This is a genomic window from Streptomyces sp. NPDC006872 (genome assembly GCF_040635845.1).
Classification (GTDB): Bacteria; Actinomycetota; Actinomycetes; order Streptomycetales; family Streptomycetaceae; genus Streptomyces.
Genome location: NZ_JBEYIL010000003.1, coordinates 836,337 through 860,341, shown reverse-complemented (window position 1 = coordinate 860,341; position 24,005 = coordinate 836,337). Strand labels below are relative to the sequence as shown.

At 70.3% G+C, this 24,005-nt stretch carries 22 protein-coding genes; 11 read left to right on the top strand and 11 right to left on the bottom strand.

The window, feature by feature from the left end; translation table 11 throughout:
• Window positions 1-132 precede the first annotated feature (132 nt).
• Entirely contained in the window at window positions 133-1,260 is a 1,128-nt protein-coding gene (locus ABZ725_RS12935; protein ID WP_358802693.1) for an alpha/beta hydrolase-fold protein, read from the bottom strand.
• Between the two features lie 236 nt (window positions 1,261-1,496).
• Between ABZ725_RS12935 and ABZ725_RS12930 the strand changes: the two genes are divergently transcribed.
• From ABZ725_RS12930 to ABZ725_RS12905, 6 genes are all read left to right on the top strand, one after another.
• Entirely contained in the window at window positions 1,497-3,308 is a 1,812-nt protein-coding gene (locus tag ABZ725_RS12930; RefSeq protein ID WP_358802692.1) for a phosphatidylglycerol lysyltransferase domain-containing protein, read from the top strand.
• Between the two features lie 137 nt (window positions 3,309-3,445).
• Window positions 3,446-4,372 (top strand): dihydropteroate synthase, encoded by a 927-nt coding sequence (gene folP, locus ABZ725_RS12925; RefSeq protein ID WP_358802691.1) that lies wholly within the window; start codon window positions 3,446-3,448, stop codon window positions 4,370-4,372.
• Window positions 4,369-4,881, top strand: coding sequence for a nuclear transport factor 2 family protein (locus ABZ725_RS12920; protein ID WP_358802690.1), 513 nt, complete (start codon window positions 4,369-4,371; stop codon window positions 4,879-4,881). The genes folP and ABZ725_RS12920 overlap by 4 nt, the downstream gene beginning before the upstream one ends.
• 237 nt (window positions 4,882-5,118) lie before the next feature.
• The gene (folB, locus tag ABZ725_RS12915; protein WP_358802689.1) at window positions 5,119-5,478 is read left to right on the top strand and encodes a dihydroneopterin aldolase; all 360 of its coding nucleotides are present in this window, start codon (window positions 5,119-5,121) and stop codon (window positions 5,476-5,478) included.
• On the top strand, window positions 5,475-6,086 hold the full coding sequence (gene folK / locus ABZ725_RS12910; protein ID WP_358802688.1) for a 2-amino-4-hydroxy-6-hydroxymethyldihydropteridine diphosphokinase: 612 nt from the start codon (window positions 5,475-5,477) through the stop codon (window positions 6,084-6,086). Before folB ends, folK begins: the two co-directional genes overlap by 4 nt.
• Window positions 6,087-6,171: 85 nt before the next feature.
• Window positions 6,172-6,660, top strand: a complete 489-nt coding sequence (locus tag ABZ725_RS12905) for a DUF3180 domain-containing protein (RefSeq protein ID WP_351915430.1) — start codon at window positions 6,172-6,174, stop codon at window positions 6,658-6,660.
• A 28-nt stretch (window positions 6,661-6,688) separates the two neighbouring features.
• Here the strand turns inward: ABZ725_RS12905 and folE are convergent, their stop codons facing one another.
• From folE to dacB, 6 genes are all read right to left on the bottom strand, one after another.
• Window positions 6,689-7,294, bottom strand: coding sequence for a GTP cyclohydrolase I FolE (folE, locus tag ABZ725_RS12900; RefSeq protein WP_351915431.1), 606 nt, complete (start codon window positions 7,292-7,294; stop codon window positions 6,689-6,691).
• A gap of 152 nt (window positions 7,295-7,446) precedes the next feature.
• Window positions 7,447-9,486, bottom strand: coding sequence for an ATP-dependent zinc metalloprotease FtsH (gene ftsH / locus ABZ725_RS12895; protein ID WP_351915433.1), 2,040 nt, complete (start codon window positions 9,484-9,486; stop codon window positions 7,447-7,449).
• 186 nt (window positions 9,487-9,672) lie between these two features.
• A complete protein-coding gene (gene hpt, locus ABZ725_RS12890) occupies window positions 9,673-10,233 on the bottom strand; it encodes a hypoxanthine phosphoribosyltransferase (protein WP_057577731.1) in 561 nt (186 codons plus the stop codon).
• A gap of 72 nt (window positions 10,234-10,305) precedes the next feature.
• On the bottom strand, window positions 10,306-11,328 hold the full coding sequence (gene tilS, locus ABZ725_RS12885) for a tRNA lysidine(34) synthetase TilS (protein WP_358802687.1): 1,023 nt from the start codon (window positions 11,326-11,328) through the stop codon (window positions 10,306-10,308).
• A gap of 193 nt (window positions 11,329-11,521) precedes the next feature.
• Window positions 11,522-12,655 (bottom strand): zinc-dependent metalloprotease, encoded by a 1,134-nt coding sequence (locus ABZ725_RS12880; protein WP_358802686.1) that lies wholly within the window; start codon window positions 12,653-12,655, stop codon window positions 11,522-11,524.
• A 107-nt stretch (window positions 12,656-12,762) separates the two neighbouring features.
• Window positions 12,763-14,379, bottom strand: coding sequence for a D-alanyl-D-alanine carboxypeptidase/D-alanyl-D-alanine-endopeptidase (dacB, locus tag ABZ725_RS12875; protein WP_358802771.1), 1,617 nt, complete (start codon window positions 14,377-14,379; stop codon window positions 12,763-12,765).
• 124 nt (window positions 14,380-14,503) lie between these two features.
• Between dacB and ABZ725_RS12870 the strand changes: the two genes are divergently transcribed.
• On the top strand, window positions 14,504-14,995 hold the full coding sequence (locus ABZ725_RS12870; protein WP_055637912.1) for an inorganic diphosphatase: 492 nt from the start codon (window positions 14,504-14,506) through the stop codon (window positions 14,993-14,995).
• Window positions 14,996-15,108: 113 nt separating this feature from the next.
• Window positions 15,109-16,770 carry a threonine/serine exporter family protein gene (locus ABZ725_RS12865; RefSeq protein WP_358802685.1) on the top strand — a complete coding sequence of 554 codons (1,662 nt, stop codon included), beginning with the start codon at window positions 15,109-15,111 and terminating at the stop codon, window positions 16,768-16,770.
• Between the two features lie 24 nt (window positions 16,771-16,794).
• Here ABZ725_RS12865 and ABZ725_RS12860 read toward each other — a convergent pair whose 3' ends face one another.
• Complete coding sequence (locus ABZ725_RS12860) at window positions 16,795-17,745, bottom strand: VTT domain-containing protein (RefSeq protein ID WP_358802684.1); 951 nt, start codon at window positions 17,743-17,745, stop codon at window positions 16,795-16,797.
• 138 nt (window positions 17,746-17,883) lie between these two features.
• Here ABZ725_RS12860 and ABZ725_RS12855 point away from each other — a divergent pair, with 138 nt between their 5' ends.
• Window positions 17,884-18,249: a YbjQ family protein gene (locus ABZ725_RS12855; RefSeq protein ID WP_358802683.1), complete on the top strand. Its 366-nt coding sequence runs from the start codon at window positions 17,884-17,886 to the stop codon at window positions 18,247-18,249.
• Between the two features lie 68 nt (window positions 18,250-18,317).
• On the opposite strand, the gene ABZ725_RS12850 is transcribed toward ABZ725_RS12855, so the two are convergent.
• Window positions 18,318-19,079, bottom strand: coding sequence for a MerR family transcriptional regulator (locus ABZ725_RS12850; RefSeq protein WP_358802682.1), 762 nt, complete (start codon window positions 19,077-19,079; stop codon window positions 18,318-18,320).
• A gap of 211 nt (window positions 19,080-19,290) precedes the next feature.
• On the opposite strand from ABZ725_RS12850, the gene ABZ725_RS12845 reads away from it, so the two are divergent.
• Together ABZ725_RS12845 and ABZ725_RS12840 are read left to right on the top strand one after the other, a co-directional pair.
• Window positions 19,291-20,574, top strand: a complete 1,284-nt coding sequence (locus ABZ725_RS12845) for an ion channel protein (protein ID WP_358802681.1) — start codon at window positions 19,291-19,293, stop codon at window positions 20,572-20,574.
• 87 nt (window positions 20,575-20,661) lie between these two features.
• Window positions 20,662-22,068: a glutamate decarboxylase gene (locus ABZ725_RS12840; protein ID WP_358802680.1), complete on the top strand. Its 1,407-nt coding sequence runs from the start codon at window positions 20,662-20,664 to the stop codon at window positions 22,066-22,068.
• Window positions 22,069-22,199: 131 nt separating this feature from the next.
• Here ABZ725_RS12840 and ABZ725_RS12835 read toward each other — a convergent pair whose 3' ends face one another.
• Together ABZ725_RS12835 and ABZ725_RS12830 are read right to left on the bottom strand one after the other, a co-directional pair.
• Window positions 22,200-22,961, bottom strand: a complete 762-nt coding sequence (locus ABZ725_RS12835) for an ABC transporter permease (RefSeq protein WP_358802679.1) — start codon at window positions 22,959-22,961, stop codon at window positions 22,200-22,202.
• Window positions 22,958-23,929, bottom strand: a complete 972-nt coding sequence (locus tag ABZ725_RS12830; protein ID WP_358802678.1) for an ATP-binding cassette domain-containing protein — start codon at window positions 23,927-23,929, stop codon at window positions 22,958-22,960. The genes ABZ725_RS12835 and ABZ725_RS12830 overlap by 4 nt, the downstream gene beginning before the upstream one ends.
• Window positions 23,930-24,005: the final 76 nt, after the last annotated feature.

Below are 24,005 nucleotides of genomic sequence, written 5' to 3'. Positions count from 1 at the left end.
GGCGCCCCGCCCCGCAAAAACACAGTCATACCGAAGCCTTCACATGGCATCAGGAAACCGGGCGGTCGCCGAATTCGACAAGAGGCAAGATCATTTCCGGGCGGGGGCGCCGGGTCGGGAGGACCGCGGCCCTCACCGGTCGCTCAGCCGCCCACTGACCCACTCCAGCGTCGGCGGGATCTCCCGCCGCCAGGTGTTGAAGTTGTGCCCGCCGCTTTCCAGGATGATCGACGAGATCCTCGTCCGGCCCGTCGCCTTCGCCAGCCCTATGAACTTCAGCGTGGCCTTGTAGTTGGATTCGCCCTCCTTGCTGCTGGTGACGAGCAGCGAGGTCTTGGGGGCTGAACGGTTCTTCAGATACCAGAGCAGATCCGCCTCATTGCGCAGCTCCTTGTTCCCTTGGAAGAGGTCTCCCGTGGTCGGGTCGATCGGCGCCTTGTAGTAGGCCGACAGACCCGCGCCCGCCGCATAGACCTCCGGATGGTGCATCGCCAGCTTCAGCGCGCAGTAGCCGCCCGTGGAGTCCCCGATGATGCCCCAGCTGCCGGGCTTCTTGCCGACCCTGTAGTGGGCCGTCACGGCGTCCGGCAGGTCCTTGGCGAAGAACGACTCGGTCTGCGGGCCGCCCGGGATGTCCACGCACTCCGTGTCCCGCGGCGGCGCCACGGTCGGCCGCATCATCACCAGGATCATCGGCTGCATGCGGCCGTCCTTGGCGAGCTGCCGCGCGGTGCGCGGGTAGTTCAGCTTGTCGACCAACGCCTCTGCCGTACCGGGGTAGCCCGTGAGGACTACGGCCGCCGGGAACGTGCGCGTGCGGTACTCCGGGGCGAAGTACTCCGGCGGCAGGTACACGTACGCGGGCGTGGCGATGTGCGTCGTACGCCCCTGGACGGCGATCTTCTGGATCTGGCCGCCGATCTGCGGCCGCCCGCCGGCGCCGCCGTCCACGCGCCGCGTGTCGACCACCTGGAGCGGCCCCGCCGGGGCGCCGCCCGCCGCATGGTCGACGACCACGCCCTGGTCCGTCTCCTGACCGAACAGGTCCGCCCAGCTGGCGTAGAAACCGAACGCCTGATTGGCGGAGAGGCCTATGGACGCGAAGAGTGCCAACTGGGTGGCGAGCAGCAGCCCGATCCGCCCGCTGACGGCCCGCCAGCCGCGCTTGGCCAGCCGCGGCCACAGCCAGACCGTGCCGAAGAACAGCAGTAAGGCGAACAGCACTGACAGCAGCAGCACTTTGTTGCTCGTGAGACCCATGCGTTGGTTTCCTGCCTGCTCTCCGTCCGGGATCCCGGCCCGCTCCCCCGACTCCTTCGCGAGGGCTTGTCCCGGACTTTCCTTCGCCTTTTCAGTGGCTTTGAGGAGCTGAGTGAACCTCAGTCCCCAAGACACCGTCCTAGAGGGCGCAATGTCGCCGGATGCCCGAATCGGCACCGGATCCAAGGTCTCTCGCGGAACTACGGGATGCGATGTCTGTCACGGAAGATGCGGAAATGTCGGGCGGGGTTCCGCGCGGATCAAGCCGGGTGCGGCGGATAGTGCGAGGTCCGCGCCCTGAGTCCGTTCCCGCCCTGGTCGCCAGGGCCTGTGCCCTCGTGGGCCTGCTCGATGTCGCCGCGGGCGTCTTCCCGCGGTTCCGGCACAGCCGTATGCACACCGTCGCCGAGGTGCTGCCCGGTGCGTTCGGGCCGTTCGCGGCCGCACTGTCGCTCAGCGCCGGCGTCCTGTTGCTGCTGCTCGCGCACGGCCTCAGGCGAAGCAAGCGGCGCGCGTGGCGGGCCGCGGTGGTGCTGCTCCCGGCGGGCGCGCTGGCGCAGTTCGTGTACCGGCACTCGGTCGTGGGCGCGCTCATCTCGGTCGCGATCCTGGTGCCACTGCTGGTGCACCGCGACCAGTTCGCCGCGCTGCCCGACCCGCGCAGCCGCTGGCGCGCGCTCGCCAACTTCGTCCTCATGGGCGCCGGTTCCCTCGGTCTCGGACTGGTCATCGTCAGCGTCCACCCGAACCGCCTGATCGGCGACCCGAGCCTGGCCGATCGCATTACGCACGTCCTGTACGGCCTCTTCGGCTTCGAGGGCCCGGTCGACTACGCGGGCAACACGTCCTGGACCGTCGCCTTCTCCCTGGGCGCACTCGGCTGGATCACCGCGGTCACCACGATCTACCTCGCCTTCCGCCCCGAGCATCCGGCCGCCCGCCTCACCGAGGAGGACGAGACCCGGCTGCGCGCCCTGCTGGACAAGCACGGCCGCCGCGACTCCCTCGGCCACTTCGCGCTGCGCCGCGACAAGGCCGTCGTCTTCTCCCCCAGCGGCAAGGCGGCGGTGACCTACCGCGTCGTCTCCGGCGTGATGCTCGCCAGCGGCGACCCCATCGGCGACGTCGAGGCCTGGCCCGGCGCCATCGAACGCTTCATGGACGAGGCCAAGGCCCACTCCTGGACGCCCGCCGTCATGGGCTGCTCGGAGACGGGCGGCGAGGTCTGGACCCGGGAGACCGGCCTGGACGCCCTCGAACTGGGCGACGAGGCGGTGGTGGACGTAGCGGATTTCTCCCTCGCCGGCCGCGCGATGCGCAACGTGCGCCAGATGGTCAAGCGCATCGAACGCGCCGGTTACGAGACCCGGGTACGGCGCGTCCGTGACCTCGGCGACGCCGAACTGGAGCGCATCCGGCGGGCCGCGGAGGACTGGCGCGGCACCGACACCGAGCGCGGCTTCTCGATGGCCCTGGGCCGCGTCGGCGACGCCGCCGACGGGGACTGCCTCATCGCCACCGCCCACAAGGCCGACCCCGAGCCCGGCGAGTACGGCGATCTGAAGGCCATCCTGCACTTCGTGCCCTGGGGCCCGGACGGCGCCTCCCTGGACCTGATGCGCCGGGACCGCTCGGCCGACCCGGGCATGAACGAACTGCTGATCGTCGCCGCCCTCCAGGCCGCCCCGAAGTTCGGCATCGCGCGCGTGTCGCTGAACTTCGCCATGTTCCGCTCGGCGCTGGCCCGCGGCGAGAAGATCGGCGCCGGCCCGGTGCTGCGCGCCTGGCGCGGACTGCTCGTGTTCCTCTCGCGCTGGTTCCAGATCGAGTCGCTGTACAAGTTCAACGCCAAGTTCCAGCCCCGCTGGGAGCCCCGCTTCGTGGTCTACCGGGCCTCCGGCGACCTCCCCCGCATCGGCTTCGCCGCCATGCAGGCCGAGGGCTTCGTCAACCTCGCTCTGCCTATGCCCCGCTTCCTGCGCCGTCGCTCCAAGCCGGCACGCGCGTGTGCGCACGCCGTGGCGGAGCGCGACGTACGGGCGGCATAGCCGCGGCCGTGCCGGTCCGGCAGAGGCCGGACCCGGGCCGCCGAGACCGGTCCGGGCGGAAGCCCAGCCCCCCAGCCCTGGGGCTTCCGCCCGGGCCGCACCACGGCTCGGCTCCGTCCGGGGCCTACGCTGAACGTATGAGCAAGCAGAGCGGACGCGGGCGCGTCGTCGGCCTTCCGGAATGGGACCGCTGCGCGGTCATGGGGGTCGTCAACGTGACCCCCGACTCCTTCTCCGACGGCGGCCGCTGGTTCGACACGACGGCCGCCGTCAAACACGGCCTTCAGCTCGTCGCCGAGGGCGCGGACCTGGTTGACGTCGGCGGCGAGTCCACCCGCCCCGGCGCCACCCGTGTCGACGAGGCCGAGGAGCTGCGCCGGGTCATCCCCGTCGTCCGCGGGCTCGCCTCCGAAGGCGTCGTCGTCTCCGTCGACACGATGCGCGCCTCCGTCGCCACCCAGTCCCTCGCGGCCGGCGCCGCCCTCGTCAACGACGTCAGCGGCGGCCTCGCCGACCCGGCGATGATCCCGGCCGTCGCGGACTCGGGCGCCCCCTTCGTCGTCATGCACTGGCGCGGCTTCCTCGAAGGCGGCAACGTCAAGGGCGTCTACGCCGATGTGGTCGCCGAAGTCGTGGACGAACTCCACGCGCGCGTGGACGCCGTCCTGGCCGGCGGCATCTCCCCCGACCGCATCGTCGTCGACCCGGGCCTCGGCTTCAGCAAGGAGGCCGACCACGACCTCCATCTGCTGGCCCACCTCGACCGGCTGCACTCCCTCGGGCACCCTCTGCTCGTCGCCGCTTCGCGCAAGCGCTTTCTCGGCCGCGTTCTGGCCGACCCGAAGGGCGCACCGCCGCCGGCACGCGAGCGCGACGCCGCCACGGCCGCCGTCTCCGCCCTCGCGGCGCAGGCGGGCGCCTGGGCGGTCCGTGTGCACGAGGTCCGCGCGACGGCGGACGCGGTACGGGTCGCCCGCGCCGTGGAGTGGGCGCGCGAAGGGACCGACAGGCCGGGCGACACGCGGATCGCGACCGAGACCCCCCGCGCGGAAGGAGCCCGGTGAGCGCCCCCCACACCGACGTCGAGCAGGTCGAGGCCGCCAACACCTCCTTCTACGAGGCACTGGAGCAGGGCGACTTCGAAGGGGTGTCCTCCCACTGGCTCACCCCCGCCGACCTGGGCGTGGACGAGACGTACCACGACCCGGCGGACGTCGGCGTGGTCTCGTGCGTGCACCCCGGCTGGCCGGTGCTCACCGGCCGGGGCGAGGTCCTCAGGTCGTACGCGCTGATCATGGCGAACACCGACTACATCCAGTTCTTCCTCACCGACGTGCATGTCTCCGTCACCGGCGACACCGCGCTGGTGACCTGCACCGAGAACATCCTCAGCGGCGGCCCCGCGCCGGACGACGGCGAGGAGCTCGGCCCGCTCGTCGGCCAGCTGGTGGTCGCCACGAACGTGTTCCGGCGCACCGCTCAGGGCTGGAAGCTGTGGTCGCACCACGCCTCCCCGGTGCTGGCCGAAACCGATGCGTCCGAGGACGCCGAGGACGAGAACCCTTCGTCCTGAGCCCACCGGGAGCAAGAAGTGGTTGGAATCACGAACCCGTGGGTAGGGGCGGCTACCAACCCGTGAGCCGCCGGGTTCCCCAAGGGAAACGCCCGGTGAAAACTCCCGGCTCCGATCCGGGCCACCGCGGTCGGGGCCGGGGCTGTCAGTGCTCGCAGGTAGATTCGTTACAGGCCGGGGTGCCGTCCGCACCCGGTACGCACCGGCCGAAAACCGACGATTGCAGGAGTGATTCGCGTGGATCGTGTCGCGCTGCGCGGCCTCAAGGCCCGTGGGTACCACGGCGTGTTCCCCAAGGAACGCGAGGAGGGCCAGACCTTCATCGTGGACCTCGTCCTGGGCCTGGACACCCGACCGGCCGCGGCCGACGACGACCTGGCGAAGACCGTGCACTACGGCATCGTGGCGGAGGAGGTCGTGGCCGTCGTCCAGGGCGAGCCCGTCGACCTCATCGAGACGCTCGCCGAGCGCATCGCCCAGGCCTGTCTGAAGCACGAGGGGGTAGAGGAGGTCGAGGTCTGCGTCCACAAACCGGACGCACCGATCACCGTGCCCTTCGACGACGTGACCGTCACCATCACCCGGAGCCGAGTATGACCGCATCCTTCACCGAGGGTCAGAGCGACCCGACCGTACAGCCGGTACCCGCCTCCGTCGTCGAGAAGGTCGACGCCGCCGACACCACCCTGCACAACCCCAAACGGGCCGTGATCGCCCTCGGCTCCAACCTCGGCAACCGCCTGGAGACCCTCCAGGGAGCCATCGACGCCCTCGAGGACACCCCCGGCGTCCGCATCAAGGCCGTCTCGCCGGTGTACGAGACCGAGCCGTGGGGCGTCGAGCCCGGCAGCCAGCCGTCGTACTTCAACGCGGTGGTCCTGTTGAAGACGACCCTCCCGCCGTCCTCCCTCCTGGAGCGCGCCCACGCCGTCGAGGAGGCCTTCCACCGGGTACGGGAGGAACGCTGGGGCGCACGCACGCTGGACGTCGACATCGTCGCCTACGCGGACGTCGTCGACGACGACCCGCACCTCACGCTCCCCCACCCCCGCGCGCACGAACGTGCCTTCGTCCTGGCCCCCTGGCACGACGTGGAGCCCGAAGCCCAACTGCCCGGCCGGGGCACTGTCGCCGCCCTCCTCGACACCCTCACCCGCGAAGGTGTCGCGGCCCGCCAGGACCTGGAACTCCACCTGCCCGACTAGTCGTTAAGGTCAGGAAGAGAGGCCGAGAAGACCACTGCCCGCGTGATGTTCACGCCCGCGGGCTCGGGGGAGTTGAAGGGACACCGTGAGAGAGCTGCGCATCAGGGTGCTGGCCGGCGTGTTCGTCGTGGCCGCGATCCTGTCCTGGGCGGGGGCCCGCCTGTGGAACTCGATCGGGACCCTCCCCAGCGTCCCGCTGGCCGCCCCGATCGTCCTCGCGCTGATCGCCGTGGTCCTGCTGGCGACGGCGCTCTCTTTGCGCGCCCGCCTCAAGGCCCAGCGCGAGCGCCGCCCCGAGGCCAAGGGCGTCGACCCCCTGATGGCCGCCCGCGCGGTCGTCTTCGGCCAGGCGAGCGCCCTGGTGGCCGCCCTCGTCTCCGGCATGTACGGCGGCACGGGCGTCTTCCTTCTGGAGTCCCTCGACATCCCCGCCCGCCGTGACCAGGCCATCTACGCCGGCTTCTCGGTCCTGGCAGGCATCGCGGTGATAGCGGCGGCCATCTTCCTGGAACGCGTGTGCAAGCTCCCGGAGGACGACAACAACCACGAGAACGGCGCGGCGTCGGCGGCCTGACGACCGTCCCGACGGAACACCACGCTGGTCAGCGGGCGAGTATCAGGCTCATCGCCTCGGCCCGGGTCGTGGCGTCCCGGAGCTGACCGCGCACGGCCGACGTCGTGGTCTTGGCACCGGGCTTGCGGATCCCCCGCACCGACATGCACATGTGTTCGGCCTCGATGACGACGATCACACCCCGGGCCTCGAGGATCTGCATGAGGGAGTCCGCGACCTGCGTAGTGAGACGTTCCTGCACCTGTAGACGACGGGCGAACACCTCGACCAGTCGCGCGAGCTTCGACAGCCCCGTGATCTTGCCGTTGTCCGCCGGGATGTAGCCGACATGGGCCACGCCATGGAACGGCAGCATGTGATGCTCGCACAGACTTACGATTTCGATGTCCTTCACCAGGACCATCTCATCGTGGCCGAGATCGAACGTCGTCGTCAGGACGTCCTCGGGCTTCTGCGTCAGCCCCGCCAGGAGTTCCCGATACGCCCGCGCCACCCGCGCCGGAGTCTCTCGGAGTCCCTCGCGGTCGGGGTCTTCGCCGACCGCGATCAGCAACTCGCGTACGGCGTTCTCGGCACGCTTCTCGTCGAACTCGCCAATGGAGCCCTCGCCGGCCAGCGTCACGGGGTCGGTCATCTCGTGCCTCGTTCCTGTGCGGGTCGCGCGTATGGGTCACGCGCCTCATCTGCGGCATAAAAACCAGACATACGGAAATGCCGCGCCCCCCAGGCTAGAACCTGGGGGGCGCGGCATCCATTCCGGGCCTGGTGGGGCCTACCGGAGCCGGGTCAGCTCTCGGGGCGGTCCTCCGGGCTGGGCTCCGCCACCGGGCTGGGCTCCACCGCGGTGGACTTCGCGGTCGAGATCGCCGGCGTCGCGCCGTTGGCGCCGTTCGTCAGTGCGAGCTCCCTGGGGGAGAGCACCGGCGGACGGGTGGAGGGGGTGCGCCGCGAGGAGCCGGTCCATGCGGGCCGGGCCGGACGCTTGACGATGGCGGAGAAGACCTCGGCGATCTGCTCCTTGTTCAGCGTCTCCTTCTCCAGCAGCTGGAGCACGAGGTTGTCGAGGACGTCGCGGTTCTCGACCAGGATCTCCCAGGCCTCGTTGTGCGCGTTCTCGATGAGCTTCTTGACTTCCTCGTCCACCAGCGCGGCGACCTCTTCCGAGTAGTCACGCTGGTGAGCCATCTCACGCCCGAGGAACGGCTCGGTGTTGTCGCCGCCGAACTTGATCGCGCCCAGCCGCTCGGTCATGCCGTACTGGGTGACCATCGCCCGCGCGGTCGCCGTGGCCTTCTCGATGTCGTTCGCCGCGCCGGTGGTCGGGTCGTGGAAGACCAGTTCCTCCGCCGCACGACCGCCCAGCATGTAGGCCAGCTGGTCGAGCATCTCGTTGCGGGTGGTCGAGTACTTGTCCTCGTCCGGGAGCACCATCGTGTAGCCGAGCGCACGGCCACGGGACAGGATGGTGATCTTGTGCACCGGGTCGGAGTTCGGAGACGCCGCCGCGACCAGGGCGTGACCGCCCTCGTGGTACGCGGTGATCTTCTTCTCCTTGTCCGACATGATCCGGGTCCGCTTCTGCGGGCCCGCGACCACACGGTCGATCGCCTCGTCCAGCATGTGGTTGTCGATCAGCTTCAGGTCCGAGCGGGCCGTCAGCAGAGCGGCCTCGTTCAGCACGTTGGCGAGATCGGCACCCGTGAAGCCGGGGGTGCGGCGGGCGACGGCGGACAGGTCGACGTCGGGCGCGACCGGCTTGCCCTTCTGGTGGACCTTGAGGATCTCCAGACGGCCCTGCATGTCCGGGCGGTCGACCGCGATCTGGCGGTCGAAGCGGCCGGGGCGCAGCAGCGCCGGGTCGAGGATGTCCGGACGGTTCGTGGCGGCGATGAGGATCACGCCGCCCTTCACGTCGAAGCCGTCCATCTCGACGAGCAGCTGGTTCAGCGTCTGCTCGCGCTCGTCGTGACCGCCGCCGAGGCCGGCGCCGCGGTGGCGGCCGACCGCGTCGATCTCGTCGACGAAGACGATCGCCGGGGCGTTCGCCTTGGCCTGCTCGAAGAGGTCACGGACTCGCGAGGCGCCGACGCCGACGAACATCTCGACGAAGTCGGAACCCGAGATCGAGTAGAAGGGGACGCCCGCCTCGCCGGCGACGGCGCGTGCGAGCAGGGTCTTGCCGGTACCGGGCGGCCCGTACAGGAGCACACCCTTGGGGATCTTGGCGCCGACGGCCTGGAACTTCGCCGGCTCCTGCAGGAACTCCTTGATCTCGTGGAGTTCCTCGACGGCCTCGTCCGAACCGGCGACGTCGGCGAACGTCGTCTTCGGGGTGTCCTTGGTGATGAGCTTGGCCTTGGACTTCCCGAAGTTCATGACTCGGGAGCCGCCGCCCTGCATCTGGTTCATCAGGAACAGGAAGACGACCACGATGAGGACGAAGGGGAGCAGGGACAGCAGGATCCCGACGAAGGCGTTCTGCTTCGTCGGCGAAACCGTGTACCCGTCCGGAATCTGCTTGTCCTGGTACTTGGTCTGCAGCGTGTTGGCAATGGTCACGCCCTGATCGCCGATGTAGCTCGCCTGGATCTTCGAGCTGCCCTCGATCTTTGTGCCGTCCTTGAGCGTCGCCTTGATGGTCTGCTCGTCACCGGTGGTGAGTTTGGCCGACTCGACCTTGTTGTCGTTGATCGCTGCAATGACCTGGCCGGTGTCCACCGTCTTGTAGCCGCCGGACGAGCCGACGACCTGCATCAACACGACCACGGCAAGGACGGCCAGCACGATCCACATGACCGGCCCACGGAAGTATCGCTTCACGTCCATCCATACGGAGCGGTGTCGCCCCGTCCCTCCTGCCATAGTGAGTTTGATAAAGACAGTTCTTCTGACGGTACCCCAGCTTTGTCGGGCGAAGCCGCACGGGACGGCTGGGGCACCCGTCTGCATGCTCCAACGGCGCGAGGCCCGTCGGGGTTCCCGATCTTCGTACGGAGCTTGGGCCCTTCGGGTTCAGCCGCCGTAGACGTGAGGCGCGAGCGTACCGACGAACGGGAGGTTGCGGTACTTCTCGGCGTAGTCGAGGCCGTAGCCGACGACGAACTCGTTGGGGATGTCGAAGCCGACCCACTCGACGTCGATGGCGACCTTCGCCGCCTCGGGCTTGCGCAGCAGCGTGCACACCTTGAGGGAGGCGGGCTCGCGCGAGCCGAGGTTGGAGAGCAGCCAGGACAGGGTCAGGCCGGAGTCGATGATGTCCTCGACGATGAGGACGTGCTTGCCCTTGATGTCGGTGTCGAGGTCCTTGAGGATCCGCACCACACCGGAGGACTGGGTGCCCGCGCCATAGGAGGACACAGCCATCCAGTCCATGGTGACGGGGGTGGACAGCGCTCGTGCGAGATCGGCCATGACCATCACCGCGCCCTTGAGGACGCCGACGATGAGCAGGTCCTTGCCCGCGTACTCCGCGTCGATCTTCGCGGCCAGCTCGGCCAGCTTCGCGTCGATCTCTTCCTTGGTGATGAGCACCTCTTTGAGGTCGGTGCCCATGTCTTTCGCGTCCACCCGCATCACTTTCGGTTGTCCCACCGGCCACCGGAACCGCCCGCGACCACGCAAGCGGTCCTGCCGGAGGGCCCGGATTCAGCCTTGCCGAATCACCAGTCTGCCACCCTGGCGCTGAGCGACGACTTTGCCGGGGAGATTGATGACCCCCTGGCCGCGCCAGCCGGTGATCAGCCGGTCGACCTCCTCGATGTGCCGGGCGAAGAGGGAACCGGCCGGAGCACCCGCCTCGATGGCGGCGCGGCGCAGGATCCGACGGCGTACGGCGGGCGGCAGGGCGTAGAGCTTGGCGCACTCCAGGAGGCCTGCGGCGTCCCGTACGGAGGACTCGGCCTGGCCGGCCCAGGCGTCGAGGGCGTCGGCGTCGTCGCGGGAGAGCTGGGCCGTGCGGGCGAGGGCTTCGACGACGCCCTTGCCGAGGGCTTTCTCCAGGGCGGGCAGGCCCTCGTGGCGCAGCCGGGAGCGGGTGTAGGCCGGGTCCGCGTTGTGCGGATCGTCCCAGACGGGCAGGGACTGGACCATGCAGGCCTTGCGGGCGGTCTGCCGGTCGAGTTGGAGGAAGGGGCGGCGGTAGCGGCCGTCGGCCCCCGAGACCGCGGCCATGCCGGACAGGGAGCGGATGCCGGAGCCGCGGGCGAGGCCGAGCAGGACGGTTTCGGCCTGGTCGTCCCGGGTGTGGCCGAGCAGGACTGCGGCGGCGCCGTGGCGTTCGGCCGCGGCGTCGAGGGCTGCGTAGCGCGCGTCACGGGCGGCGGCCTCGGGTCCGCCTTCGCGGCCGACGGTCACGGGGGCGGACTCGACGGGGTCGAGGCCGAGTTCGCGCAGGCGCAGGACGACTTCCGCGGCGCGCAGGTCGGAGCCGGTCTGCAGGCCGTGGTCGACGGTGACGCCGCCGGCCCGGATGCCGAGCCGGGGGGCCTCGAAGGCGAGGGCGGAGGCGAGCGCCATGGAGTCGGCGCCGCCGGAGCACGCCACGAGCACGAGCGGTGCCGGGGGGCGCTCGTGCTGGCTCGCTTCGGGGGTGTGGTGGTCGTTGAGGATGTCGTGAAGTACGCGGCGGACCGCCAGGCGTATCGCCGCGACCGCAGGATGGGGACCCATTGTCCGGTTCCCTTCATGAAGTTTTCGGGGGTGAGCCCGAGGTTCGGTCACTCAGAGTGTGTAGATGGTGACAGAACCGGGCCGTTCCCTGAGCATTGCACGCCTGCACGAGCCTCACGGTCCCTCGGACGGGTGATTGCGGGGGCGTTCGCCTGCCGACGGCCGGATTCGGTTCACCACCCTGGTCGGGGGTTCACGACTCGGCCTTGCGGTGCACCCTCGCGACCCAGTCCGCCGGTTTGGCGATCTCGGTCTTGGTCGGAAGTGTGTTCGGGGAGGTCCATACCCGGTTGAAGCCGTCCATGCCGACCTGGTCGACGACGGCCCGTACGAAGCGTTCGCCGTCCCGGTACTGCTTGAGCTTGGCGTCCAGGCCCAGCAACTTGCGCAGCGCGATGTCCAGTCGGGAGGCTCCCTTGGCCCGGCGCTGCTGGAACTTCTCACGGATCTCGGCGACGCTCGAGACGACTTCCGGACCGACTCCGTCCATGACGAAGTCGGCGTGACCCTCCAGGAGGGACATCACGGCGGTGAGGCGGGCGAGGATCTCGCGCTGCGCCGGCGTCTGCACGAGTTCGACCAGGGAACGCCCGCCGTCGTCCTCCTCGCCCTCGGGGCGGCCGCCGGCGAGGGACTGGGCGGCTTCCCGGATCCGCTCCAGGAACGTCATGGGGTCGACGTCTGTCTCGCCCAAGAACGACTGGATTTCGCCCTCCAGGTGGTCACGCAGCCAGGGCACGGCGGAGAACTGGGTGCGGTGCGTCTCCTCGTGGAGACACACCCACAGGCGGAAGTCGTGGGGCTCCACGTCGAGTTCGCGTTCCACGTGGACGATGTTCGGCGCGACGAGCAACAGCCGGCCGCCGCCGTTGGCGCCGGCCGGGAGTTCGCGGGTGGCGGGGGCGAAGGTCTCGTACTGGCCGAGGACCCGGGAGGACAGGAACGAGAGCAGCATGCCGAGTTCGACGCCGGTGACCTTGCCGCCGACGGCGCCGAGGACCGCGCCGCCCGGGGTGCTCCCGCGCCGTTCCTGCATCTTGTCCAGAAGGGGTTTGAGGATCTCCCGGAAGCCCGCCACGTTCGCCCGCACCCAGCCCGGGCGGTCGACGACGAGGATCGGGGTGTCGTGGGTGTCGTCGGTGCCCATACGAGTGAAGCCCCGGACGTGTTCCTCCGAGGCCTTGGCGTGTCGGCGCAGTTCCGCGACGACGGCACGCGCCTCGTCACGGCTGACCTCGGGTCCCGGCCGTACGAGCCGGGTCGCGGTCGCCACCGCGAGATTCCAGTCGACCATCCCCGAAGAAGCAGCGCCACCGATGCTCGTCATGCGTCAACCGTACGTGAGCACCGCCGTAACGGGCAGGTCGCAGGAGGCCGGTCAGGGAGATGTCAGGGTCGGCGGTGGGGGTGGCTCAGGGGTGGTGGGCCCGGCCCTCAACGGCAGCCGCACCCCGCCAGCGCCGTGGCCGCCCGGTCCAGCGCCGCCTGGGCCGCCGCCGGGTCGGTCGTGTCGGCGGCCAGGAGGGCGAAGGCGAGGAGCCGGCCGTCCTGGTCGACGACCGTGCCGGCGAGGGCGTTCACGCCGGTCAGGGTGCCGGTCTTGGCGCGGACGACGCCGGCCGCGCCATCGGCGTAGCGGCTGGTGAGGGTGCCGGTGAAGCCGGCGACGGGGAGGCCGGTGAGGACGGGGCGCAGATCGGGGCGCGTGGGGTCGCTCGCCTTGACCAGAAGGGCGGTCAGCAGGTTCGCCGTGAGCCGGTTCGCGCGGTCGAGGCCGCTGCCGTCCTTGAACCGGGCTCCGGCCGTGGGCAGTCCGAGCTTCTTCAGCTGCGCCTGGACGGCCTTGCCGGCGCCGGCGAAGTCGGCGCGGACGCCGGTCGCGAGGGCGGTCTGGCGGGCGAGGGCCTCGGCGATGTCGTTGTCGCTGTTGGTCAGCATCCGTTCGACCAGGGTGGACAGCGGGGGCGAGGAGACCGTGGCGAGTCGTTGCGCGCGCGTGGTCGCCTTCGAGGGGCCGGGTGCCGTGGTCGTGATGCCGGCGGCCTTGAGGAACTTCGCGAACTTGACCGTCGCGTCGGCCGCCGGGTCGCTCACGCGGGCCGTCGGGCCGCTGGTGGAGTCGTCGGTGCGGCCCTCGTCGGCGGACAGGGCGGTGACGAGGGCGAGGTTGGGGTTGACCCCGATGGGGTGAACTTCGGTTCCGGCGTACAGGGTCGTGTCGTACGAGAGCGTCACCTTGGTGATCCCGCGCTTCTTCAGGGCGGCCGCGGTGGCGTCGGCGAGGGTGTGCAGGCCGGCCCAGCCCTGGGCGTTCTTACGGGCCGTGAGGGTGGGGTCGCCGCCGCCGACGAGGACGAGCTCCTTGGTGTCGGGTTCGAGCACGGCGCGGGTGGTGAGACGGTGCTCGCCGCCCATCGCGGAGAGCGCGGCGACCGCGGTGGCGATCTTCGTGGTCGACGCCGGGGTCAGCCCGTCGCCGCCCCCCACGCCGTACAGGCGCGTTCCGGTCGCCACGTCGACGACCGCGGCGGTGTGCCGGGCGCCCAGGGCCGGATCGCCCAGGAGGGGGTCCAGGACGCCCGCGAGACCCGTGCCGGTCGGGAGAGCGTCCGGGGCGGACTTCACGGTGTTGGCGGTGCCGCCGAGGCCCGCCAGGACGGCGGCGGCGCTGGGGGCGGGCCGGGGCGCTCCGGCCGCCGTGTCGGACGTCCGGGACGAATCGTCCGAACGTCCGTGATCTGTGCCACCCGTCCGCTCCAGTGCGGCGGCCCGGTCCCGCTCGGCCGTACGCTGACCGGTGGAGTCCCAGGGGCCGGCGGCGGTCACCACACCGGCGGCCAGTGCCAGCCCGGCGGTCGCCGCACCCGCGGTGTACTGCCAGGACCTGATGTTCGGACCGGTCGTCGTGATCCGCGCGAGCTGCGGTCTCGCCGCCTGGGCGATCCGTGCGAGCTGCGGTCCTGCGGTCGCCGTCACGCGCGCGAGACGGGGCCGTACGATTCCTGCGGCCCGTGCCAGACGCGGTCGTACGGCGTCCGCGACCCGCACCACATGCGGTCTCGCGGCCCGCCAAAGCCTCAGCTCTGGCACGAACACCAGCCCCTTTCGCGATCACACACCTGCGTGAGGGACACTTAACCACCAGAACTATGTGTTGATCATGGAGGAGCCACCGGTGGAGTTCGACGTCACGATCGAGATCCCGAAGGGTTCGCGGAACAAGTACGAGGTGGACCACGAGACCGGTCGGATCCGCCTGGACCGTCGACTCTTCACCTCGACCGCCTACCCGACCGACTACGGCTTCGTCGAGAACACTCTCGGCGAGGACGGCGACCCGCTGGACGCGCTGGTCATCCTGGACGAGCCGACGTTCCCCGGCTGTCTGATCCGCTGCCGCGCGATCGGCATGTTCCGGATGACGGACGAGGCCGGCGGCGACGACAAGCTGCTGTGTGTCCCGGCGACCGACCCGCGCGTGGAGCACCTGCGCGACATCCACCACGTGTCGGAGTTCGACCGCCTGGAGATCCAGCACTTCTTCGAGGTCTACAAGGACCTGGAGCCCGGCAAGTCCGTCGAGGGCGCCGACTGGGTCGGTCGTACCGACGCCGAGGCCGAGATCGAGCGGTCCTACAAGCGCTTCAAGGACCAGGGCGGCCACTGAGGCTCGGCTGTGTAGAGGTGCGTAAAGGGCCGCACGCGTACGCGTGCGGCCCTTTCGCGTGTCTGTGCGCATACTGAGGCCCACGGAAGGTGTCGTTCAGGGAGCGTTGCGAGGTGTCGGAGGCGGAGGGGCGCAAGCCGCAGTCGGACGAGGCGAGGAGTGCCTTCGACCCGGAGATCACGTCCGAGTTCGCGATCCCGGCCGGGCTGGCCGTCACGAAGGCCGGCGGCGAGTCGGAGACCACGTCGGAGTTCGCCGTTCCCGAGGGGCTGGACGTGGGCCCGCCGGCCGCCGGGGAGACCGAGGGATCGGCGTTCAGCCTGCCTCGCACGTACAGCGTGCGGGACGCCCCGGTCGCGTTCACACCGCCCGACGGGGTGCCGTTGGTGAGTCTGACCAAGGACGTGCCCTGGCAGGACCGGATGCGCACGATGCTGCGGATGCCGGTGACCGAGCGGCCCTCGCCCGAGCCGGGGCCCAGGGCGGAGGAGGGCGCTCCGGCCGTCCCGCGCGTGCTCGACCTGACCCTGCGCATCGGTGAGTTGCTGCTCGCGGGCGGGGAAGGCGCCGAGGACGTGGAGGCCGCGATGTTCGCGGTCTGCCGCTCGTACGGGCTCGACCGCTGCGAGCCGACCGTCACCTTCACGCTGCTGTCGATCTCGTACCAGCCGTCCCTGGTGGAGGACCCGGTCACGGCGTCGCGGACGGTGCGTCGGCGGGGCACCGACTACACGCGCCTGGCGGCCGTCTTCCGGCTCGTCGACGACCTCAGCGACCCGGAGGCCCATCTCTCCCTCGAGGAGGCCTACCGGCGGCTCGCGGCGATGCGTCGCAACCGGCATCCGTACCCGACCTGGGTGCTGACCTCGGCGAGCGGGCTGCTGGCGGGCGCGGCCTCGGTGCTGGTCGGCGGTGACCTGGTCGTGTTCGTGGCGGCCGCGCTCGGCGCGATGCTCGGCGACCGGCTGGCCTGGCTGTGCGCGGGGCGCGGACTGCCGGAGTTCTACCAGTTCCTGGTCGCCGCCATGCCGCCGGCCGCCATAGGCGTCGCGCTGACGGTGGCGGACGTCGATGTGAAGGCGTCCGCGGTCATCACCGGCGGGCTGTTCGCGCTGCTGCCCGGACGGGCGCTGGTGGCGGGCGTCCAGGACGGCCTGACCGGCTTCTACATCACCGCTGCCGCGCGTCTGCTGGAGGTCATGTACTTCTTCGTCGGCATCGTCGTCGGGGTGCTGCTGATGCTCTACGTCGGCGTGCAGCTCGGGGCGCATCTCAACCCCGACGCGGCCCTGGGCGTCACCAAGCGGCCGTTGTGGCAGATCGGCGCCTCAATGCTGGTGTCGTTGACGTTCGCGGTGCTGCTCCAGCAGGAACGATCCACCGTGCTGGCCGTCACCTTGAACGGCGGAGTCGCCTGGTCGGTGTACGGCGCGATGCACTACGCGGGCGAGATCTCGCCGGTCGCCTCCACGGCCGTCGCGGCGGGGGTCGTGGGGCTGTTCGGGCAGCTGCTCTCGCGCTACCGGTTCGCTTCCGCCCTGCCGTACACCACCGCTGCGATCGGGCCCCTGTTGCCGGGGTCGGCCACGTATTTCGGGCTGCTGGCGATCGCGCAGAACGAGGTGGACGCGGGGTTGGTGTCGCTCACCAAGGCCGCGGCGTTGGCCATGGCCATCGCCATCGGGGTGAACCTGGGATCCGAGGTGTCGCGGTTGTTCCTGCGGGTCGGCTCCCCCGAGAAGCGGCGGGCCGCCAAGCGGACGCGGGGGTTCTGACGGCCCCGCGCCCCTTGGGGAGCTTCAGTAGCCGCGGCTGTCGTCGTACGGGTACTGGCTGTTCTGCTGGGCGCCGTACGGCTGCTGCTGGGGCTGCTGCTGCCACTCCTGGGGGTACTGCTGCTGCGGGTACGGCTGCTGGCCGTAGTAGTCGTAGTCGTTCTCGTAGGTCTGACCCTGCTGGCCCTGCTGGCCGTTCTGGCCGTTCTGACCGTTGTGGCCGTTGTGGCCGTTCTGACCGTTGTGGCCCTGCTGGCCGTACGGATCGTGCTGGTCGATCCGGCGGAGCTGGGTCGTCGCGTCGTCCATGACCGGGGGCTGCTGCTGGTGGGGCTGCTGCTGCTCCAAAGGCGCGTTGCGGGCTTCCTTGCGGGCCTTGAGGACCTCGATGATCACCGGGACGACCGAGATGACGACGATCAGGACGAGGATCGCCTCGACGTTGTTCTTGATGAGATCGATCTGGCCGAGGAAGTAGCCCGCGACCGTCACACCCGTGCCCCAGAGGATGCCGCCGATCACGTTGTACGTGATGAACGTGCGGTACTTCATACGGCCGGCGCCGGCGACGATCGGCGCGAAGGTGCGCACGATGGGGACGAAGCGGGCCAGGACGATGGCCTTGGGGCCGAACTTGTCCATGAACTCGTGCGCTTTCTCCAGGTTCTCCTTCTTGAAGAGCTTGGAGTTGGGGCGGTTGAACAGCTTGGGTCCGAAGAACTTGCCGATCAGGTAACCGACCTGGTCACCGAGGACGGCCGCGATCACGATCAGGGTGCACACCAGCCACAGCGGCTGGTGGATCCACTTGCCGTCGGCGACCAGCAGGCCGGCCGTGAACAGCAGGGAGTCGCCGGGGAGGAAGGCGAACAGGCCCGACTCGGCGAACACGATGACCAGGATGCCGATCAGGCCGAACGTCGAGATCAGATAGTCCGGAGTAATCCACTCGGGGCCGAGGGCGAGGGTAGTCACGGGTTCCGGGCTCCTGAGGGGTGAAGGCGGCGGTGCGGCGGCGGGACCGCCCAAAGCTATCAACGCGGCGCCACAGAACCAGGTTCCCAGGGCCTCCCCCAGGATGCACTGTGCTCCTGCTTGGTCAAACCTGTGAACATGGGCATCGATGATTACGGCGGCGGGCAGGGCCCTCAGCCGGACGTACTGGTCGTCACCACGAACGACGCACCCGGCTTCCGGGTGCAACAGGTCATCGGAGAGGTCTTCGGGCTGACGGTGCGCTCGCGGCACCTGGGCAGTCAGATCGGCGCCGGCCTGAAGTCGATGATCGGCGGCGAGCTCAAGGGGTTGACGAAGACCCTCGTGGAGACCCGCAACCAGGCCATGGAACGGCTCATCGAACAGGCACACGCGCGTGGGGCCAACGGCGTGCTGATGTTCCGCTTCGACGTGACGGAGGCGGCGGACGTGGGCACCGAGGTGTGCGCCTACGGGACCGCAGTGATCCTGGTCCGGGAGTAGCCCCCGGACCAGGCCGCCCACACGCGTGTGCCCTGCGACGCGTGCCGGACCTACACCGTGTTCCGGACCTACGACACGTGCCTCGCCGCGTTCGCCCTGATCGCTTCCTTGAGGTGCTCGGCGAGGCCCGGGCGCGTGGAGTCGTAGAACGCCTTGAAGCGCTCGTCGGACACGTACATGTCGCCGAGGCACTGATGGAACGCGTACGAGGCGTCGTAGAACCAGGTGCACAGGTGCTGCCGGTGTTCCTCGGCCATGTCCGTCGCCCGGTCGCCGGTCGGCAGTTCACCGGCGTCCATCAATTCGCCGTACCGCGCGTTCCAGGCGTCGATCTCCGCCTGCATGCGCTTCCAGTCGTCCTTGGTGTAGGTGGCGGCGCGGCGCTGCGACTCGGCGTACAGCTCCGTGTCGCCCCAGCGCTGCTCCGCCTCCTCGGCGTACTGCTCGGGGTCCTTGTCGCCGAAGACCTCGAAGCGCTCCTCGGGTGTGAGGTCGATGCCCATCTTGCGTGCCTCCATGGCGTGCTCCACGGCCGCCGCCATCTTCTGCAGCTTCTCGATCCGGGCGGTCAGCAACTCGTGCTGGCGGCGCAGGTGCGCGCGTGGGTCCGCGGCCGGGTCGGCGAGCAGGGCGGCGACCTCGTCGAGCGGGAAGCCGAGCTCCCGGTAGAACAGGATCTGCTGCAGCCGGTCGAGGTCGGCGTCGCTGTAGCGCCGGTGGCCCGCGTGGCTGCGCCCGCTCGGAACGAGCAGGCCGATGTCGTCGTAGTGGTGCAGTGCGCGCACCGTGACCCCGGCGAATCCTGCGACCTGTCCTACGGAGTAGCTCACTTCGTCCGCTCCCTTCTCGGTACGTGCTCCACGGTGGGCCCTCACGTCACGTGAGGTGCAAGTGCGATTCCGCCCGTGTGCGCGTCCCGGCGCGCGTCCGCGCCCGTTCCCGTCCGCTGCCGCCTGCTCACGTCCGTCCTCGTCCGCTCCCGTCCGTCCCCGTCCGCCCGGTCCGGATGTCGTGTCCGTTTCATCCGCTTATCGTGACCCCGTGGCCCAGGACACCGCGCAGCAGGCACCGACCGCTCCGGCGACCCCCGCACGCGCCCTGCTGCCGTTGATCCTGCCCGCTCTCGTCGTCGGCGTGCTGGCGAGCCTGCTGTTCGTGCTGGTGAGCGAGTTGGCCGAGCTGCTGCAGCACGTGCTGTGGGAGAACCTGCCGGACGCGCTGGGCGTGGGCCGGTACTCGGTGCTGTGGATGCTCGTCATGCTCACCTCGACCGGGGTGCTGGTGGGGCTGGTGGTCTGGAAGGTGCCGGGGCATGCGGGGCCCGATCCGGCCACGCTGGGGCTGGACGCGCGCGTGCTGCCGCCGGCCGTGCTCCCCGGGCTGCTGGTGGCGACCGCGCTGATGCTGGCGGGCGGGCCGAGTCTGGGCCCGGAGAACCCGATCATCGCCGTGAACGTCGGGCTCGCCTTCTGGCTGGGACACCGGCTGCTGCCCCGGGCGCCGGGCGGGCTGTGGTCCGTGCTCGCGGAGGCGGCGACGATCGGCGCGCTGTTCGGGACGCCGGTGGCGGCGGCGCTGCTGATCTCCGAGGCGCTGGCGGGGCGGCAGACGAAGGGGCCGCTGTGGGACAGCGTCTTCGCACCGCTGGTCGCCGCCGCGGTCGGCTCGATGACGACCACCCTGGTGGACCATCCGACCTTCGACCTCGACCTGCCCGCGTTCGGGCAGCCCGGGTGGAGCGATCTGCTGGCGGTGCTGGTGATCGCGTCGGTGGGCGCGCTGCTCGCCCTGTGCGCCGTCTGCGCCTTCCCCTACGTCCACGGCGCGTTCGCGCGCCTGGGACACCCGATGCTGGCGCTGCCGGCCGGTGGGCTCGTCCTGGGGCTGCTGGGGGCGCTGGGCGGCCATCTGACGCTGTTCAAGGGACTGGACGAGATCGGGGAGCTCGCGGCCGATCCCGAGGGCTGGTCAGCCGGCCAGTTCGCCACGATGACGGTGGTGAAGCTGGCGGCGCTGCTCGTCGCCGCTTCCTGCGGCTTCCGGGGCGGTCGGATCTTCCCGGCCGTGTTCGTCGGCGTCGCCCTCGGCCTCACCGCCCATGCCCTCGTGTCCGGCGTGCACCCGGCGGTGGGCGTGGCGGGGGGCGTGCTGGGCGTGCTCCTGGCCATCACCCGGCAGGGCTGGTTGAGCCTGTTCACGGCCGCCGCCCTGGTCGCCTCGCCCGCGATCATCGCCCTGCTCTGCTTCGCCTCGCTGCCCGCCTGGCTGTTGGTGACTGGGCGGCCGCAGATGCAGTTGCGCGACGATGGAACGGCGGTGCGCTGAGCGTGTGAACCGAACAGGCCCCTCGATCCGATGAAGCGGCAGAACGCCACTCGGCGGTCGCCGCTCCGCCAGTTGGGAGAACAAGCCATGCCCCTCCACAAGGGCCCCCAGAAGCCCGACGAGCGTCCTCTGTCCGTGAATCCCTTCTACGGCGAGGCCAACCCGGTCGGCGGAATGACCGAGGCGCCGCCGAAGCACCGGCTGCCGGAATCGCCGATGCCGCCGTCGACGGCCTATCAGCTGGTGCACGACGAACTGATGCTGGACGGCAATTCGCGGCTCAACCTGGCCACCTTCGTCACCACGTGGATGGAGCCGCAGGCCGGGGTGCTGATGGCGGAGTGCCGGGACAAGAACATGATCGACAAGGACGAGTATCCGCGCACCGCCGAGCTGGAGCGGCGTTGTGTGGCGATGCTCGCCGACCTGTGGAACGCGCCCGATCCCTCGGCGGCCGTGGGCTGTTCGACGACCGGGTCGAGCGAGGCGTGCATGCTCGCGGGGATGGCACTGAAGCGGCGGTGGTCGCTGCGCAACGCCGACCGTTACCCCGCTGCCCGTCCGAACCTCGTGATGGGGGTCAACGTCCAGGTCTGCTGGGACAAGTTCTGCAACTTCTGGGAGGTGGAGGCCCGTCAGGTCCCCATGGAGGGGGACCGGTTCCATCTCGACCCGCAGGCGGCGGCCGAGCTGTGCGACGAGAACACGATCGGGGTCGTCGGCGTCCTCGGCTCCACGTTCGACGGGTCCTACGAGCCGATCGCCGAGCTGTGCGCGGCCCTGGACGCTCTCCAGGAGCGGACCGGCCTCGACATCCCGGTGCATGTGGACGGCGCGTCCGGCGCGATGATCGCGCCTTTCCTCGACGAGGACCTGGTGTGGGACTTCCGCCTCGCGCGCGTGAGGTCCATCAACACCTCGGGGCACAAGTACGGGCTCGTGTACCCGGGGGTCGGCTGGGCGCTGTGGCGCGACAAGGAGGCCCTGCCGGAGGAGCTCGTGTTCCGCGTGAACTATCTGGGCGGCGACATGCCGACCTTCGCGCTCAACTTCTCCCGGCCGGGCGCGCAGGTCGTCGCGCAGTACTACACGCTGCTGCGGCTGGGCCGCGAGGGCTACCGGGCCGTGCAGCAGTCCACGCGGGACGTGGCCCGGGGCATCGCCGACCGGGTGGAGGCGCTCGGCGACTTCCGGCTCCTCACCCGGGGCGACGAGCTGCCGGTGTTCGCCTTCACCACGGCGCCGGGTGTGACGTCGTACGACGTCTTCGACGTCTCCCGGCGGCTGCGCGAGAGCGGGTGGCTGGTGCCCGCGTACACCTTCCCGGCGAACCGGGAGGATCTGTCCGTCCTACGGGTCGTCTGCAGAAACGGCTTCTCGGAGGACCTCGCCGAGCTGTTCGTGGAGGACCTGACCCGACTGTTGCCGGATCTCCGGCAACAGTCGGAGCCGTTGACGAGGGACAGAGAGGCGGCGACCGGGTTCCACCACTAGCGGCTGCATCAGGGGCGGGGTCGCCCTCGACGGTTTCGGCGGCAGCCGGTCTCGTGCGGGCGGCGCCTCCGCGGCCTCCGCGGCCGTCGGGAGGGGCGGCGGCCGGCGAGAGGCGTGCGGGGTCGGCGGGGTCAGCGGCTCATGTGGGTGAACTTTCTTACTGCGAGGGGGAAGAAGATCGCCAGCAGTGCCAGGGGCCAGCCGACCGCCGCCCAGATATGGGCCGGGTCCGCGCCCAGACCGCCGAAGAGGTCGCGTACCGCTGTCGCCGTCCGGGACATCGGGTTCCACTCGACGGCCGTGCCCAGCCAGCCGGGCATGGCGGCGGGGGTGGCGAGGGCGTTGGAGAGGAAGCCGACCGGCCAGACCAGGATCTGCACGGCCTGCACCATCTCCGGCTTCCCGGCCACCAGTGCCAGATGGATGCCGATCCACAGCATCGCGAAGCGGAAGAGAAGGAGGAGACCCACCGCGCCGAGGAAGGCCCCCGGTCCGCCCTGGGGACGCCAGCCGAGGGCGAGGCCGACGACGATCAGCACGGCCAGTCCCAGGACCGACTGAAGCATGTCGGCCGCCGAACGACCCACCAGGACGGCGCCGTCGGCCATCGGCATCGCCCGGAAGCGGTCGATGACGCCCTTGTTCAGGTCCTGGGTCACGGCGAGCATCGTGCCCTCCAGGCCGAAGGCCATGGTGAGCGCGAGCATGCCGGGCATCAGGTAGTCGAGGTAGTCGCCGCTCACCCCGCGGCCGCCGCCGATCAGGTAGCCGAACATCAGCAGCAGCATCACCGGGAAGACGAGCCCGACGACCACCCGGCCCGGATGCCTTGTCCAGTGGGCGAGTTCGCGCCGGGTCATCGTCCAGGAATCGGCCAGCGGGTACGTGTTCACACGGGCTCCTTGGTGCGGTCGTCGTGGCCGGTCAGATGGAGGAAGACCTCGTCCAGGGTGGGGCGGCGCAGGGCCACGTCCTCCGCCTCGACGCCGGCCTCCTCCAGGGCGCGGACGACGCCGGCGAGGGCGGCCATGCGGTCGGTGACGGGAGCGCTGAGGAGACGGCGGTCGGGGTCGACGGTGACGTCCTCCTTGGGCAGGGGCAGCAGTGCGAGGGCCGCGCCCAGGTGGCCGGCGTCGCGCAGGACGACGTCGATGCGGTCGCCGCCGGTCAGCGTCTTCAGCTCGTCCGCCGTGCCGTCGGCGATCACCCGGCCCCGGTCGACGACGGAGATGCGGTCGGCGAGCTGGTCGGCCTCCTCCAGGTACTGGGTGGTGAGCACGACCGTCGTCCCGCCGCCGACCAGTGAGCGGACCGCGGACCAGACCTCGGCGCGCCCGCGCGGGTCGAGGCCGGTGGTCGGCTCGTCCAGGAAGAGCACCTCCGGGTCGGTGCCGTGTCGGTTGCCGATGAGGGAGGCGGCGAGGTCCAGGCGGCGGCGCATGCCTCCGCTGTAGGCGCTGACGGGCTTGCGGCCGGTGGCGGTGAGGTCGAAACGCTCCAGGAGCTCGTCGGCGCGCCCGCGCGCGGGGCGGGCGCCCAGGTGGTGGAGGCGGCCGAACAGCTCCAGGTTCTGCCGGCCGCTCAGCTCCTCGTCGAGGGCCGCGTGCTGGCCGAGCAGACCGATGCGCAGGCGGACCTCCTGGGCCTGGCGCACCACGTCGTGGCCGGCCACCTCGACGCGTCCGAAGTCCGGTCGCAGCAGCGTGGACAGGATCCTGACCAGGGTCGTCTTGCCCGCGCCGTTCGGTCCGAGCACGCCGTGCACGGTGCCTCGGGCGACCGTGAGATCGAGCCCGTCCAGTGCCTGTGTGTCGCCGTACCTCTTGCGTACGTCTTCGACGGTGATCGCCGTGTCAGCCATGGCAGTCCCCCCAGTTCGTCAACTAATCAAACTTGACTACCCGCCCAAAGTAACCCTGCCGACATCACTCGTCAAA